This is a genomic window from Fodinicurvata sediminis DSM 21159, from assembly GCF_000420625.1.
Lineage (GTDB): Bacteria > Pseudomonadota > Alphaproteobacteria > Kiloniellales > DSM-21159 > Fodinicurvata > Fodinicurvata sediminis.
This window is the reverse complement of the sequence record NZ_ATVH01000017.1, coordinates 236,041-251,596: the sequence shown is the minus strand read 5'-3', so window position 1 is coordinate 251,596 and position 15,556 is coordinate 236,041. Positions and strand designations below refer to the sequence as shown.

General features: G+C 63.6%; 15 protein-coding genes and 1 tRNA gene. 8 read left to right on the top strand and 8 right to left on the bottom strand.

All coding sequences use genetic code 11. The features are described 5' to 3' along the window. Window positions 1-296, top strand: a 296-nt coding sequence (locus G502_RS22410; RefSeq protein ID WP_022729530.1) for a hypothetical protein, incomplete at its 5' end; no start/stop codon positions are given. Window positions 297-352: 56 nt separating this feature from the next. Here G502_RS22410 and G502_RS0115160 read toward each other — a convergent pair. The 7 genes from G502_RS0115160 to gatC all read right to left on the bottom strand — a co-directional run bounded on the left by G502_RS0115160 (window position 353) and on the right by gatC (window position 6,918). Continuing rightward, window positions 353-445 (bottom strand) — tRNA-Ser (locus G502_RS0115160). Window positions 446-556: 111 nt separating this feature from the next. Further along, window positions 557-1,717 (bottom strand): trans-sulfuration enzyme family protein, encoded by a 1,161-nt coding sequence (locus G502_RS0115155; protein ID WP_022729529.1) that lies wholly within the window; start codon window positions 1,715-1,717, stop codon window positions 557-559. 31 nt (window positions 1,718-1,748) lie between these two features. Further along, window positions 1,749-2,444: a glutathione S-transferase N-terminal domain-containing protein gene (locus G502_RS0115150; protein WP_022729528.1), complete on the bottom strand. Its 696-nt coding sequence runs from the start codon at window positions 2,442-2,444 to the stop codon at window positions 1,749-1,751. A gap of 155 nt (window positions 2,445-2,599) precedes the next feature. Further along, window positions 2,600-3,502 (bottom strand): DMT family transporter, encoded by a 903-nt coding sequence (locus G502_RS0115145; protein ID WP_022729527.1) that lies wholly within the window; start codon window positions 3,500-3,502, stop codon window positions 2,600-2,602. A gap of 177 nt (window positions 3,503-3,679) precedes the next feature. After that, window positions 3,680-5,143, bottom strand: a complete 1,464-nt coding sequence (gene gatB, locus G502_RS0115140) for an Asp-tRNA(Asn)/Glu-tRNA(Gln) amidotransferase subunit GatB (RefSeq protein WP_022729526.1) — start codon at window positions 5,141-5,143, stop codon at window positions 3,680-3,682. Window positions 5,144-5,152: 9 nt separating this feature from the next. After that, entirely contained in the window at window positions 5,153-6,634 is a 1,482-nt protein-coding gene (gene gatA / locus G502_RS0115135; protein WP_022729525.1) for an Asp-tRNA(Asn)/Glu-tRNA(Gln) amidotransferase subunit GatA, read from the bottom strand. Further along, on the bottom strand, window positions 6,631-6,918 hold the full coding sequence (gene gatC, locus G502_RS0115130; protein ID WP_022729524.1) for an Asp-tRNA(Asn)/Glu-tRNA(Gln) amidotransferase subunit GatC: 288 nt from the start codon (window positions 6,916-6,918) through the stop codon (window positions 6,631-6,633). The genes gatA and gatC overlap by 4 nt, the downstream gene beginning before the upstream one ends. A 148-nt stretch (window positions 6,919-7,066) precedes the next feature. On the opposite strand from gatC, the gene ruvX reads away from it, so the two are divergent. From ruvX to G502_RS20590, 5 genes are all read left to right on the top strand, one after another. Then, window positions 7,067-7,564: a Holliday junction resolvase RuvX gene (gene ruvX / locus G502_RS0115125; protein ID WP_022729523.1), complete on the top strand. Its 498-nt coding sequence runs from the start codon at window positions 7,067-7,069 to the stop codon at window positions 7,562-7,564. A 50-nt stretch (window positions 7,565-7,614) separates the two neighbouring features. Then, a complete protein-coding gene (locus G502_RS0115120) occupies window positions 7,615-8,529 on the top strand; it encodes an AEC family transporter (RefSeq protein WP_022729522.1) in 915 nt (304 codons plus the stop codon). Window positions 8,530-8,615: 86 nt separating this feature from the next. Continuing rightward, entirely contained in the window at window positions 8,616-9,830 is a 1,215-nt protein-coding gene (locus G502_RS0115115; RefSeq protein ID WP_040488366.1) for a CaiB/BaiF CoA transferase family protein, read from the top strand. A 51-nt stretch (window positions 9,831-9,881) separates the two neighbouring features. Continuing rightward, a complete protein-coding gene (locus G502_RS0115110; RefSeq protein ID WP_022729520.1) occupies window positions 9,882-11,522 on the top strand; it encodes an amidohydrolase in 1,641 nt (546 codons plus the stop codon). Between the two features lie 17 nt (window positions 11,523-11,539). Continuing rightward, complete coding sequence (locus G502_RS20590; protein WP_022729519.1) at window positions 11,540-12,472, top strand: CobW family GTP-binding protein; 933 nt, start codon at window positions 11,540-11,542, stop codon at window positions 12,470-12,472. A 5-nt stretch (window positions 12,473-12,477) separates the two neighbouring features. Here the strand turns inward: G502_RS20590 and mtgA are convergent, their stop codons facing one another. After that, the gene (gene mtgA / locus G502_RS0115100) at window positions 12,478-13,260 is read right to left on the bottom strand and encodes a monofunctional biosynthetic peptidoglycan transglycosylase (protein ID WP_022729518.1); all 783 of its coding nucleotides are present in this window, start codon (window positions 13,258-13,260) and stop codon (window positions 12,478-12,480) included. 12 nt (window positions 13,261-13,272) lie between these two features. On the opposite strand from mtgA, the gene G502_RS0115095 reads away from it, so the two are divergent. Both G502_RS0115095 and pyrC read left to right on the top strand, forming a co-directional pair. Further along, complete coding sequence (locus G502_RS0115095) at window positions 13,273-14,241, top strand: aspartate carbamoyltransferase catalytic subunit (RefSeq protein WP_022729517.1); 969 nt, start codon at window positions 13,273-13,275, stop codon at window positions 14,239-14,241. A 4-nt stretch (window positions 14,242-14,245) separates the two neighbouring features. After that, a complete protein-coding gene (gene pyrC, locus G502_RS0115090) occupies window positions 14,246-15,553 on the top strand; it encodes a dihydroorotase (protein ID WP_022729516.1) in 1,308 nt (435 codons plus the stop codon). Window positions 15,554-15,556 lie beyond the last annotated feature (3 nt).

Sequence of the window (15,556 nt, the reverse complement as noted above, 5' to 3'; positions counted from 1 at the left end):
CAGGCGCTTATCCAGGGGAAATCTATACACCCTCACCGCGCGTCTACGAGCCGCCGCGCGAGCCGGACTATCCCTTCCATGATCGCATTGTGAGAGTAACCCGCTGCGGGCGCATCTGTGTCGGAAAACGCAAGATCAATCTCAGCACCGTCTTCGCCGGGCAAACCCTCGGCATCCGCGAGGTCGACGATCAAATCTGGCTGGTCAGCTTCATGCACTATGATCTAGGATTCTTCGACAAGGAGACGGACCGTGTCGAACCCGGTCCCAATCCATTCGCCCCGGAGAAACTGTAAACCATCTCTCCGGTATCAAATGTAAACCATCTGTCCGGAACGGACCTAAAAAGAAATGGCGGAGGGAGGGGGATTCGAACCCCCGATAGGGCTATTAACCCTATAACGGTTTAGCAAACCGTCGCCTTCAGCCGCTCGGCCACCCCTCCGCAGGCCCCAAGTCGGGGCATTGCTCTGTCTGCAGGCTGTGCTTTCTAGTCAGTCGCTCCCCCGCTTGTCAATGACAGGACAGCGGAGAATTTGGCAAACAGGCCGACATGTCACTTCAGGGCCTGGCGCAAGGCCTGGTCCAGGTCCACGAACAGGTCGCGGCGATCCTCGAGCCCAATGGACAGACGGATCAGATTGCGCGGAATCGGGCTGTCGCTGCCCTCTATGGTCGGGCGATGCTCGATCAGGCTTTCGGTACTGCCGAGCGACGTTGCCGGCACGAAGACGCGGCAGGCACGCACCACGTCCACGGCCTGCTTCTCGCTGCCCTTGACCAACAGGCTCATCATGGCGCCGAAGCCGCCCGGCATCTGTCGGAGGGCCAGATCGTGCTGCGGATGGTCCGGGCGTCCAGGATAGAGCACCGCCTCGACCCCGGCATGCTTGGACAACTGGTTGGCCAGCCAGGCGGCAGTGGAAGTGGCCTGGCGCACACGCACGAACAGGGTGCGCAGACCACGGTGCAGCAGCCAGGCTTCGAAGGGGCCCAGGGTGGCTCCGGTCTGGCTGCGGTGCTGTTCGATGCGCTGCCAGAAATCATCCGCCTGCCGGGTCAACAGGGCACCGGCCAGCACGTCACTGTGCCCGTTCAGGTACTTGGTGGCGGAGTGCATGACGATATCGGCACCATGTTCGAGCGGCCGCTGCAGGACAGGGGTCGCCATGGTACTGTCCACCGCTAGCCGGGCGCCGGCCTGGTGCGCGATCTCTGCCAGGCCGGCGATGTCCACCACCTGCATCACCGGATTGCCCGGTGTTTCGATCCAGATCAGTTTCGTGCTTCCCGGCCGGATCTTGCTCGCAACATCGTCCAGATCGGTGGCGTCAATCGTCTCCAGCTCAATCCCCCAGTCGCGGCAGAAATCCACCGCCCAGCCGCGGAAGCCCCAGTAGAGCGGATCCTGTAGAAGCAGGTGATCGCCCGGCCTGAGTGCCATCACAACAGCGGTGGCTGCCGCCATGCCCGAGGCAAAGACCAGACCGGCCTCCGCCCCTTCCAGGCGCGTCAGCAGCTCCTCCACATGCCGGCCTGTTGGGCTGGCGTTGCGCAGGTAATCGCCCTGGGGCGGCGGGCCGTAGTCTTCGCCCCGCCGAAAGGTGGTGGCGGCATGGACCGGCGGCACAACGGCCCCCGTCTCGGCATCCCCTTCATAGCCGCCCTGGGCGGCCAGGCTCTCGGGCGTTACCCCTGAGTTGCGCCGATCTCGCATAGCCCCAACCTCCTGTTCCCCTGTTATCGTATCAACGCCGCTGGAACTGGCCCTCGCCAAACAGCAGATCCTTGGCCTTCTCATCGAACGCCGGCGGACGCTCGCTGGCCAGAACCTCGACAGCCTTCTGAACGGCCGGACGCTGCGCAATCTCGTCATGCCAGCGCACGAAGTTCGGGTACTCCTCGCGATCCACGTTCTGACCATCCGGATTGCGTGTCCAGGGCCAGGCGGCGATGTCGGCGATTGTATAATCGTCTCCGGCCAGGTAGCGACTCTCGGCCAGGCGCTTGTCCATCACATTATACAGGCGGTTGGCCTCGTTGCTGTAGCGCTTCTTGCCATAGGGCACCTCTTCGGGCGCATAGCGCAGGAAGTGGTGCGCCTGGCCCAGCATGGGGCCCAGTCCACCCATCTGCCACATCAGCCACTGCATGACGTCATAGCGGGCCTTGCCCTCGGCCGGCAGGAACTTGCCGTGCTTTTCCGCCAGATAGAGCAGAATGGCGCCGGACTCGAACAGCGGCAGTGGTTGGCCGTCCGGACCGTCGGGATCCAGGATGGCCGGGATCTTGTTGTTGGGGCTGATCTTCAGGAAGCCGGGATCGAACTGGTCTCCGGCGCCGATGTTCACGGCATGGACATTATAGTCCAGACCCAGCTCCTCCAGCATGATGTGTACCTTATGCCCGTTGGGCGTCGCCCAGCTGTAGAGTTCGATCGTCATAAGTCGAAAGTATCCTTTCCCTGGCTTTCGGATGATGGCCGCCGCAAGGATAAGGGCAGCCTAATGGAAAATCTCTTTCAAAGGTGGCGCCCCCAGGCCGCCACGACAAGCCCATCGGCAGGGAACACAGGCAGACCGCCAAGCCTGGCCGGACATCAGCCCCTGCGCGGACGCACCACCACCAGTGCCACGCCCAGGGCAGCCACCAGCATTCCTGCCAGGGCCACCGGTCCCAGCGTCTCGTCGAACAGAATCCAGGCAATCGTGCCGGTAACCGGCGGGACCAAGTAGAACAGGCTGGCCGTGCGACCGGCCTCGCCCAGACGGATCAGCAGCATCAGCAGGCTGACCGCACCGATGGAGAGAACCAGGACCAACCACCCCAGGGCAAAGAGGAACTCGCCGCTCCAGGTGACGTGATTGTCCTCGAAGGCCAGCGCGACGACCCCGCTTGCAAAGGTCGCGGCCGTGTACTGGATGGCGGCCCCGGCCCAGAGATCCAGATCGGTGCAGAAGCGCTTCTGATAGACGACACCAAAGGTGATTGCCAGAAGGGCCAGGACGCTGAGCAGCACCGCCGGTATGCCGAAACCTTCAAAGAGGGCGGCGCCGACGGCCAGGTCCATGCGTCCCGAGAGCACCATGACGACCCCCAGGAGACCCAGCACCAGGCCCAAAACCTGGCGCGGGCGCACTGTCTCGCCCAGCAGCGGGCCAACGACCGTGGCCGTCAGAATCGGCTGCAGGCAGACGATCAGAGCCGACAGTCCAGCCGGCAGTCCCTGCTCGATGGAAGCGAAGACGGCGCCCAGGTAGAGGGAGTGCACCACGACGCCGACCACGGCGGCATGCGCCACCTGCCGTGGATCGCGCGGCCACTGCGCCTTCATGACAAAGGCCAGCGGCACCACCAACAAGGTGACCAGCGCAAAGCGCAGCGCCAGGAAGGTCTGTGATTCGGCATAGGGCAGGCCCAGCTTGGCCCCGATGAAACCCGTGGCCCAGAGCACCACGAACAGCCCGGGCATCAGCCGCACGAAGAGGGAGGAAGATGACATGAAGCTCTTGTTCTGACGTTATTTCAGGTCCCCGCAAGCGAGACCCAAGCCCTAACAGAGCGACAGGCCGTCAGGTAGCCCCCTGCGGGCAGGGCTCCTATGCATGCAGGCATGCCCCAGAAACCGGCACCTTCTGCAGGCGCAACATGAACTCCATGCCTTGCCAGACCAAGCGGATCAGCCGCCCAGTTTGTCCTTGAGCAGCTGATTGACCATGCCGGGATTGGCCTTGCCCTGGCTGGCCTTCATGACCTGGCCGACAAACCAGCCGATGACCTTGGGGTTGTCGCCGCTGCGGAACTGCTCGGCCTGTTCGGGATTCTCGGCGATCACCTTGTCGACAATGGCCTCGATCTCGCCGGTGTCGGTGATCTGCTTCAGGCCCTTTTCCTCGACGATTGTGGCGGCGTCCTTGCCGGTGGCCCACATCTCCTCGAAAACATCCTTGGCAATGCGACCCGAGATCGTGTCGTCGGCGATCAGGTCGATCAGGCCGCCCAGCTGCTCTGCGCTGACAGGAGCGTCCCCAAGATCAAGACTCGAGGCATTGAGCGCACCGAAAAAGTTCACCGTCACCCAGTTGGAGACAATCTTGGGATCGCGTTTCCCGCCCTCGCCCAATACCGTCTCGAAGAAGGCTGCATTGGCCTGCTCGGCCACCAGCACGCTGGCGTCATAGGGCGTCAGGCCATAGTCCTTGATGAAGCGTGCTTTCTTCTCGTCGGGCAACTCCGGCAGGTTGGCGCCCAACTCGTCCACCCAGGCCTGCTCAATCTCCAGCGGCAACAGGTCGGGATCGGGGAAGTAGCGATAGTCGTGTGCCTCTTCCTTGCTGCGCATGGAGCGGCTTTCGCCCTTGCGCGCATCGAACAGGCGGGTTTCCAGGATCACGCGACCACCGCTTTCGAGCAGCTCCACCTGTCGGCGGGCCTCGTAGTCGATGGCCTGCTGCACGAAACGTACGGAGTTGACGTTCTTGGTTTCCGTACGCGTACCCAGTTCACCGCCCGGCTTGCGCACCGAGAGGTTCACGTCGCAGCGCATGGAGCCCTCGTCCATGTTGCCGTCACAAGTCCCCAGATAGCGCAGGATCGAGCGCAGCTTGCGGATATAGGCACCGGCCTCTTCGGCCGAGCGCATGTCGGGCTTTGAGACGATCTCCATCAGCGCCACGCCCGAGCGGTTCAGATCGACAAAGGTCTTGTTGGGATCCTGATCATGCATGGATTTACCGGCATCCTGCTCCAGGTGCAGACGCTCGATGCCTATGTCGCGTGAGCTTCCGTCGGGCAGGTCGATGGTGATCACGCCCTCGCCGACCACCGGGGTCTGATACTGGCTGATCTGATAGCCCTGGGGCAGATCGGGATAGAAGTAGTTCTTGCGCTCAAAAACCGATTCCAGATTGATCCTTGCGTTCAGCCCCAGGCCTGTACGTACGGCCTGCGCCACGCATTCGCGGTTGAGCACCGGCAGCATGCCGGGCATGGCGGCATCCACCAGGGAAACCTGGCTGTTCGGGGCGGACCCGAAGGCTGTGGAGGCGCCGGAGAAGAGCTTGGAGCGAGAGATCACCTGGGCATGAATTTCCAGCCCTATGACGACTTCCCAGTCCCCCGTTTCACCCTGAATCAAACTCATCGTTTCTTCCTATTCCGACAGGCGGGCCGGCACGGCCGTAAAGGCGGCGGCCTCTTCCAGAACCCCGGCGCTGCGCAGCACCGTTTCCTCGTCAAAGGGCTTGCCCAGCAACTGCAGGCCCAGCGGCAGGCCGTCCGACGACAATCCGGCCGGCAGCGAAATGCCCGGCAGGCCGGCCAGGCTGGCCGGCACGGTGAAGACGTCGTTCAGGTACATGGCCACCGGATCGTCCATCTTGTCGCCCATGGCAAAGGCGGTAGACGGCGCCGTGGGCGTCAGGATCACGTCCACCTCTTCATAGGCCTTGGTGAAATCCTGGGCGATCAGGCTGCGCACCTGACGCGCCTTGTTGTAGTAGGCGTCGTAATAGCCAGCCGAGAGCACGTAGGTCCCGATCAGCAGGCGGCGCTTGACCTCGTCGCCAAAGCCAGAGCCGCGCGTGGCCTCGTACATCTGCTCGAGGTTCTCGTAGCCTTCGCCACGCTGGCCGTAGCGTACACCGTCATAGCGCGCCAGGTTCGAGGAGGCCTCGGCCGGCGCAATGATGTAATAGGTCGGCAGGGCGTACTGGGTGTGCGGCAGCGAGATGTCACGTACCTCGGCACCGGCAGCCTTCAGCCAGTCGATACCCTGCTGCCAGAGGCTGTCGATTTCCTCCGACATGCCCTCCACACGGTACTCCTTGGGAATACCCACCCTGAGGCCGCGCACATCTCCGGTCAGGGCCGCCTCGAAATCCGGCACGGGCATGTCCACCGAGGTGGAGTCCTTGGGATCGTGCCCGCACATGGTCCTGAGCAGAAGCGCACAGTCGCGCACAGAGCGCGCCATGGGGCCGGCCTGGTCCAGGGACGAGGCAAAGGCGACGATACCCCAGCGCGAACAGCGCCCATAGGTGGGCTTCATGCCTGTAATGCCGGTGAAGGCGGCCGGTTGGCGGATCGAGCCGCCGGTATCGGTGCCGGTGGCGCCCAGCGCCAGACGCCCGGCCACCGCCGTCGCCGAACCACCGGAGGAACCGCCGGGCACCAGCTTGTGGTTGTCGCCCTCGCGCTTCCAGGGATTCTCGACGCCGCCGTAGTAGCTGGTCATGTTGGACGAGCCCATGGCGAACTCGTCCAGATTGGTCTTGCCCAGCATCAGGGCGCCATCGTCCCAGAGCTTCTGCGTCACGGTGGATTCATAGGGCGGTGCGAAACCGCCCAGGATGCGGCTGCCGGCCGTGGTCTGGACATCCTTGGTGCAGAAGAGGTCCTTGATGGCCAGCGGCAGACCTTCCAGAGGACGCGCCTCACCGCTCGCGCGGCGCTTGTCGGCCCCGTCTGCGCTCTCCAGCGCCTTCTCTGGCGTCTCCACGATGAAGCTGTTGAGATCGCGCGCGGCCTCCATGGCCGAGACATGGGCCTCTGCCAGCTCTCGCGCGCTGAAGTCCCCCTTGGCCAGCGCGTCGCGGGCCTCGGCCAGGGTCAGTCGGGTCAGTTCGCGGGTCATTCCACCACCTTCGGCACGACGTAGAAGCCCTGCAGGCTTTCGGGCGCATTGCGCAGGACATCCTCGGGGTAACCGCCGTCGGTCACCTCGTCCTCGCGCAGCGGCAGCTTCATCTGCGCCACCGAGGTCATCGGCGCGACACCTTCCGTGTCGACCTCCTGCAGCTGTTCGATCCATCCGAGAATCTGGCTCAGCTCACCGGCCATGGCCTCCGTCTTTTCGGGGTCCATGCGCAGCCGTGCCAGCTTGGCAATGTGCGCCACGGTATCCTTGTCAACCGACATGCTTCATCCGACTGGTTTGTTGCTCTGCAAAATGCGCGCGGACCCTAGCACCGGCCCCGGGAGGCGGCAAGATGCGTGAGAGCGCTCTTGCGGGCTTTAATGCCGGCTGCTTAGAGTGCGCCATGTCAAGACTCCGAAAAGAACCCGCATGAACTTCGTCGACCTCCAAGACCTACCGAACCACCTGCCTCCGCGTACCCGCCTGCTGGGCCTGGACCTGGGGGAGAAGACCATCGGTCTGGCGATCTCGGAGTCGGCCTTCAGTCTAGCTTCCCCGCTGGAGACCATCGCACGGAAGAAGTTCACCAGGGACGCCGAGGCCTTGAAGGCGCTCTGCCAGGAACGTGAGGTGGGCGGGCTGGTCTTCGGCCTGCCGGTGCACATGGACGGCAGCGAGGGCACACGGGCGCGTTCGACACGGCAATTTGCGCGCAACCTCTCGGAAATTGCCGGGCTGGACCTGCCCACGGCCTTCTGGGACGAGCGCCTGTCCACCGCGGCGGTGGAGCGCTTCCTCGTCGACGAGGCCGACATGAGCCGGGCAAAACGTGGCAAGGTCGTGGACAAGATGGCCGCAGCCTATATCCTGCAGGGCGCGCTGGATGCCCTGCGCGCTTCGCCCGCCGGCGGGCAGAGCTCCTCCTGATCCTTCACTTTCCTGCCCCTGCGGATACCCTCGGGTGCCCGGTTTTCTAGATGCTCGATATCATCCTGGTCATCATCCCGATCTTCCTGCTGATCTTCCTGGGGCATGTCCTGCGCAAGAAGCAGTTTCCCGGTGACGGTTTCTGGGAACCGGCGGAGCGCTTGACCTATTACGTCTTCTTTCCGGCGCTATTGATCTCTTCGCTGGCCCAGGCCGACTTCACCGAAGTAGAGGCCGCGCCGATGATTGGGGTGTTGGCACTGTCGATCGGCCTGATGAGCCTTGCGGCCCTGGGCCTGAAACGCCTGCTCCGTATCGACGGGCCCAGCTTCAGCAGCCTTTACCAGAGCGTCATCCGCTTCAACACCTACATCGGCTTCTCGGTCGCCGCTGCCTATTACGGCGCCCCCGGAATGACCGCCGCCGCCCTGGTCGTCGCCTTCCTGGCCCCACTGGTGAACATCCTGACCGTCGTGGCCCTGGCGCGTTACGGCAAGGCCGGACGCCCGGGTTTTCTGCGCATCACGAAACAGGTGCTCACCAACCCCCTGATCCTGGGCTGTCTTGTTGGCCTGGCCCTGAACCTGACGAGCCTTGGCCTGCCACCGGTGATCGGGCCGTTCCTGGAGATCATGGGCCAGGCCTCGCTGCCCATCGGCCTGCTGTGCGTGGGCGCAAGCCTGCGACTGCGCGCACTTAGTTCGGCGGGTAGTCTGGCGTTGGGAGCCGCCGGTCTGAAGCTGTTCCTTCTTCCTCTTCTTACTTATGGCATCCTGCAGGCCTGGAGCATCACCGGGATCACCGCCGCCATACCCATCCTTTTCAACGCCCTGCCGGCCGCACCGGTGTCCTACATCATGGCCCGCCACCTGGGCGGCAATGCGGAGTTGATGGCCGGCTTGATCACGCTGCACACCCTGCTGTCCATGGCAACCGTGCCCATCGTCTTGAGCCTGTTGGCCTGAAAAGAGGCCTGTAGGGGCTTGACGATCCGGGTCCGGGCGGGCGTCATGCCGGGCAGTTGATGGATGAACCAAGAACGAACGGGATCATGACTGCACCACTTGCCGGACTGCGCGTTTTCGACCTGACCCGAATCCTTGCTGGCCCCACCTGCACCCAGTTGCTGGGCGACCTGGGCGCCGATGTCATCAAGATCGAGCGCCCCGGTGAGGGCGACGATACACGGCGCTGGGGCCCACCCTACGTGCGCAACGCAGACGGCAGCGACAGTGATGCCAGTGCCTACTACCTGTCCTCCAACCGTAACAAGCGCTCGCTGACAATCGACATCGCCAAGCCCGAGGGACAGGAACTGGCAAGGCGCCTGATCGCCGACTGCGATATCCTGGCGGAGAACTTCAAGGTGGGTGGCCTCAAGAAGTACGGCCTAGACTACGACAGTGTGAAACAGATCCGCCCGGACATCATCTACTGTTCGATCACCGGCTTCGGTCAGAGCGGCCCCTATGCAGCGCGTGCGGGTTATGACTACCTGGCTCAGGGTATGGGCGGCATGATGAGCCTGACCGGCGACCCGGACGGCGAGCCCATGAAGGTGGGGGTCGGCATCTCCGACATCATGTGCGGCATGTACGCCTCGTCCGCCATCCTGGCGGCCCTGCATCACCGCACGCAGACTGGCGAAGGCCAGCACATCGACCTGGCCCTGCTGGACACACAGGTCGCCTGGCTGGTGAACGAAGGCCTGAACTACCTGGTCTCGGGCAAGGTACCGAAACGCCTTGGCAACGAGCACGCCAACATCGTTCCCTACAAGGTCATGCCCTGCAAGGATGGCTATTTCATCCTGGCCGTCGGCAACGACCGGCAGTTCCAGCGCTTCTGCGCCTTCGCCGGCGCGCCGGAACTTGCCGAGGATCCCCGCTTCATCACCAATTCATTGCGCATCGCCAATCGTGAAGCCCTGTACGACATCCTGCCCAACTACACGCAGAAGAAGACCATCGACGAATGGGTCGAGGGGCTGAGCGAGTTGGGCGTGCCCTGCGGACCGGTGAACACCCTGGACCGTGTTTTCGAGGACCCCCAGGTTCAGCACCGTGACATGAAGATCTCCATGCCCTATCCAGGCAGCGAGAAGGGCGAGGTGGAGCTGATCGGCAACCCCGTGAAAATGAGCGCCACGCCCGTGGAATACCGTGTCGCTCCGCCGCATGTGGGCGAGCATACGGACGACGTGCTGAAGGAATTCGGACTAGACGATGCGGAGATCAAACGCCTACGGGGCGACGAGATCATCTAGTCCTGCACCCCGTTTCCGCCTGCCTGCCCCCGCATCCCAAGAAGGTACGTCATGAGAGAACCCGCCACGATCTATCCGGCACGCAAGATCATCACCATGAGCCGCCACCGCCCCTTCGCCGAAGCCATCGCCGTCTCGGAAGGTCGCCTTCTGGGCGTCGGATCGGTGGAGGAGTTGAAGGCCTGGGGCGAGCACCGCATCGACGACAGCCTGAGCGACAAGGTCCTGCTGCCCGGTTTCGTGGAAGGCCATTGCCACGCCCTGGAGGGCGGCATGTGGGCGCATGTCTATACGGGCTTCTATGACCGCATGGATCCCAACGGCAAGGTCTGGCCGGGACTGAAGTCCATCGACGATGTGGTGGAACGCTTGCAAGAAGCCGACCGGGCCCTGGAGGATCCCGACACTCCACTGACGGCCTGGGGGATGGATCCGGTCTTCTTTGAGGGACGGCGCATGACGGCGGCGGACCTGGACCGCGTGTCGACGACACGCCCCATCTTCATCCTGCACGCCAACGTCCATGTCCTGAACGTGAACTCCATGGTGCTTCAGAAGGCCGGGATCACGGCCGACAGCGCCATCGAGGGTGTCATGACCGGCGACGACGGCAAGCCCAATGGCGAGCTGCAGGAATTCGCGGCCATGTTCCTGGCCCAACAGCCCTTCAATGTGGACTACTTCGCGCGCATCTCGCAGGCCGACGCCCTGCGCGACTTCGGCCGCATGGCAGTGCTGACAGGTACCACCACCGCCACCGACCTCTACAACGAACTGCCGCAGAACGTGGTCGACAATTTCCGCAGCGTCACCGCCGAAGCGGACTACCCCCTGCGTCTCGTCTCGGCCTATACGGCCACCGCCGACACGCCCGAACACGGCGTGGAGAAGATCAACGACCTGGTCCGTCACAACACGGACCGCCTGCGCTTCGGCCTCATCAAGGTTATGACCGACGGCACCCTGCAGTCCTTCACGGCACGGCTCAACTGGCCGGGCTATTACGGCAGCGATGCACAGGGGATCTGGAACCTGACGCCCCAGCAGTTCCTTGAGTCGGCCCGGGCCTTTCACAAGGCCGGACACCTGATCCACATGCATACCAACGGGGACCAGGCCTCGGACCTGGCACTGGACACCATCGGGCAGGTCCTGGCCGAACACCCTAGGCTCGATCATCGCCATACCATCCAGCATGGGCAGATGCTCTCGACCGCCCAGTTCCGCCGCATCGGCGCCCTGGGGATGTGCGCCAATCTCTTCAGCAACCACATCTATTACTGGGGCGACATTCACCATCGCCTGACCCTGGGGCCCGAGCGCGCCGAGCGCATGAATGCTGCGGCGACGGCCGCCAAGCTGGGCATCAATTTCGCCATTCACTCCGATGCCCCTGTGACCCCGCTGGGGCCACTCTTCACGGCCTGGTGCGCCGTCAACCGCCAGACCTCGGGCGGGCGCATCCTGGGCGAAGGCGAGCGCATCACCGTCCCCGAGGCGCTCTATGCCATCACCATGGGCGCGGCCTATACCCTGAAGCTGGATCACGAGATCGGCAGCCTGGAAGCCGGCAAGTGCGCCGATGTGGCCATCCTGGAAGACGACCCCTTGGAGGTCTCTCGCGATACTCTGAAGGACCTGCGCGTCTATGGCACGATGCAGGGGGGCCGCATCTTTCCGGCGAATAAGTAAACCAGGGGCATTGGTCCATGAACGAACGCCGCCCTGCCATTCCTCTCTCTGTGGTCGGCGGGTTCCTGGGGTCGGGCAAGACCACCCTGATCAACAGCCTGCTGCAGCAGAACGAAGGCCGGCGCCTCGCCGTCCTGGTCAACGATTTCGGCGACATCAACATCGACGCAGAGTTGATCACCGCACATGACGGCCAGACCCTGCAGCTCAGCAATGGCTGCATCTGCTGCACGATCGGGGATTCCCTGACCCGCAGCCTCATGGATATCGCGGCTTTGGATGACCCGCCTGACCATCTGGTGATCGAGGCCAGCGGTGTGGCCGATCCGGGACGCATCGCCCAGATCGGCCTGGCCGGTGGCGCTTATCGCCTGCAGGCCATCTGTGTCCTGGCCGATGCCGCAAACCTGATGACCCATGCACAGGACCGCTACATGGGCGACAGCGTGATCCATCAGTTGCGCCGGGCGGATTTCCTGTCACTCAACAAGTGCGACCTGGTCAGCGAGAAGGAACGCCATGACCTGCGCCAGCAACTGACGGCCTGGGGCATCACGGCGCCCGTTCTGGAAACGACCCAGGGGCAGGTCCCTCTTTCGCTGCTGCTTTCTTCACAGGAGGCGGGCGACCGGCAGAGTTCAATGAGTGCGGACCTGCACATTCCCCATGCCGAGCATTTGAAAAGCTGGAGCTTCAGCACGCACCAGCCCCTGGACCGCGCCTCCTTCGAGAAAGCCATCCTTCCGCTGAAGGGCCGGGTGCTGCGGGCCAAGGGCCTGTTGCGCTTCTCCGATCATCCAGAAGGATCGGAAACCCTGCAGCTGGTGGGGCAACGCCTGGAACAGACGGAAAGCCGGCAGGCGCCCGGTTCCCTGGAGTCAAAGCTGGTCGTCATCGCGCCGCATGACTACGCAATCCCGGAAGCACTGCTGCGGCTCTTTCCCGACTGAGCGCCCTAACGCGCGCAATCGAGCAGGGGGCCGAGTTGATGGATACGCCGCTGCAGGGTGGAGGCACGGCCTGCAATATAGTTGGTGGGCCGGCCGGCGGACCAGCGCCTGGGATTGGGCAGGACCGCAGCAATCAGCGCAGCCTCGCGCTCCGTCAACTGGGCGGCCGTCTTGCCGAAATGGTGCCGGGCCGCAGCCTCGGCCCCGTAGACCCCGGGCGCCATCTCGGCAATGTTGAGATAGATCTCCAGGATGCGTGGCTTGGACAGCAGGATTTCCAGATAGACCGTCAGATAGGCCTCGACCCCTTTGCGCAGGAGGCTTCGAACAGGCAGCAGGTAGAGGTTCTTTGCAGTCTGCATGGAAATCGTGCTGGCGCCCCGCGTCCCCTCACCCGCCTGCCATTCCTGCCAGGCGGCCTGCAGGGACTCGAAGTCGAAGCCATTGTGCCTGCAGAACAGATTGTCCTCGCCGGCGATGACGGCAAAGCGCAGGGACGGGGAAATCTCCTCCAGTGGCACCCAGTCATGGGACCAGCCCTCGCCCTCGACCAGGCGCGCCACCATCAAGGGAGTCGCCGGAACGGGCAGCACACTGTACAGCAGAGTGAAGGTAAAGGGCATCCCGACCAGGACCACCAGGCCGACAACGGCAATACGCTGCACCCAGCGTTGGCGAAACAGCTTTCGCCAACCAGCCGTCGCCCGGCTGCCCGACTTGGCCGCCTTCTTCTTTGACTTCCGCAGCACAGCCGCTAGCGCCTTGCGCACCGTGGCGCGGAGTGCCATAAGACCCGCGTCATGTGTTCAGATCGCCCCCTCGACGACAGCAAAACGGGTTACGCGCACAGACATCTTCTCGGGATCGAGGGGCTGCAGCGTGAGGAAATTGCCACGCTTCTCGATCTGGCCGATGACTATGCCCGTCAGGACCCCCGAGCCCACAGGCCCAACACTTTGCTTTCGGGCCATACGGTAATCAACCTCTTCTTCGAGAATTCAACCCGTACCCGCACTTCCTTCGAGCTGGCCGCCAAGCGCCTGGGTGCGCAGGTCATCAACATGTCGGTGGCCTGGTCCTCGATCAAGAAGGGCGAAACGCTGATCGACACGGCCATGACCCTGACGGCCATGCGTCCGGATGTCCTGGTTGTACGGCACCCGGATTCGGGCGCAGTCAAGCTCTTGAGTGAGAAAGTGGACTGCGCCGTCATCAACGGTGGCGACGGCAGCCACGAACATCCGACCCAGGCGCTGCTGGACGCACTGACGATTCGCCAGCGCAAGGGAACCCTGCAGGGCCTGACAGTGGCCATCTGTGGCGACATCCTGCACAGCCGCGTTGCGCGCTCCAACATCCACCTGCTCAACATCATGGGGGCGCAAGTGCGGGTGATCGCGCCGCCGACCCTGATGCCCTCGAAGATCGAGCGCCTGGGAGTCACTGCCTTCCATGACATGAACCAGGGTCTTCAGGACGTGGATATCGTGATGATGCTGCGCCTGCAGACCGAGCGCATGCAGGGCAGCTACGTGCCGTCCGTGCGCGAGTACTTCCGCTTCTACGGCCTTGACCGGGAGAAGCTGTCGAACGCGAAGCCGGATGCCCTGATCATGCACCCGGGACCGATGAACCGCGGCGTGGAGATCGATACCGAGGTGGCTGACGACATCGACCGCTCCGTCATCCGCCAGCAGGTGGAAATGGGCGTGGCGGTGCGCATGGCCTGCCTGGATATTCTGACTCGAGGCCAGGCATGGGAGGGATGATGGCATGTCCGTGAAAACGCCCGACCGCACGGCCTACATCAACGCCCGGCTGATCGACCCGGAAAGCGGGCTCGATGCGCCCGGTGGCCTGCTGACCGAGGGCGAGGAGATTCTGGACGTCGGCGCCGGACTGTTTGCCGATGGCGCACCGGAAGGCGTCACGGTCATCGATTGCACTGGTGCCGCCCTGGCACCCGGCGTGGTTGATCTGCGCACGCAGTTGCGCGAGCCGGGAGAAGAACACAAGGAGACCATCGCCAGTGCCGGGCGGGCCGCCGTAGCCGGAGGCATCACCTCGCTTGTTGCCCTGCCCAACACCGACCCCATCGTGGATGACGTGGCCGGCGTGGAATTCGTGGCCCGCCGGGCCCGCGAAGAGAAGCTGGCCAAGGTCTACACCTACGCCTCGATCACACGCGGCCTGGAAGGCCAGGAAATCACCGAGATCGGCTTGCTGAGCGAATATGGCGCCCGCGGCTTCACCGATGGGCTGCAACCCTTGGCGAACGCCAACGTGATGCGCCGCGCCCTCAGCTATTCCAGCGCCTTCGACACGGTCATCCTGCAGATGCCGCAAGAGCCGAGCCTGAGCGGAGGCGTGATGAACTCCGGCGAGATCGCCATGCGCCTGGGGTTGTCCGGCATTTCTCCCCTGGCGGAGGTCATCATGCTGGAGCGCGACCTTCGTCTGGTCGAGATGACCGGTGGCCGCTACCACGCCAGCCTGATATCCACGGCCGCCTCGGTCGAGGTCATTCGCCGGGCGCGGCAGCGCGGACTGACGGTTACCTGCGATACGGCGCCACACTATTTCACGCTCAACGAAAGCGAAGTGGGGGACTACCGGACCTTTGCCCGCACCATGCCGCCCCTGCGCTCCGAAGAAGATCGTCAGGCCATCGCCGAGGCGGTGGCTGACGGCACCATCGACGCCATCTGCAGCGACCACAGTCCACACGACCAGGATTCCAAGCGCCTGCCCTTTGCCTTGGCCGAACCGGGGATTGTCGGACTGGAAACCCTGCTACCGCTTTCCCTGGCCCTTGTGCACAAGGGCTTGCTGTCGCTTAGCAGCCTCGTGGCCCGTCTGGCCACCTCGCCTGCCGCCATCCTGAAGGGACAAAGCGGTCTGGCAAAGGGCCGTCCAGCCGATTTCGTCGTGTTCGACCCGGATCGACCACGCATGATCACCCCTGAACGCTTCCGCAGCAAATCCAAGAATTCGCCTTTCGAAGATTACGCCGTGCAGGGTCAGGTCCTGTTCACAGTGGTCGACGGGCGCTGTGTCTATGCTTCAGAGGACAGGACCTGAGGA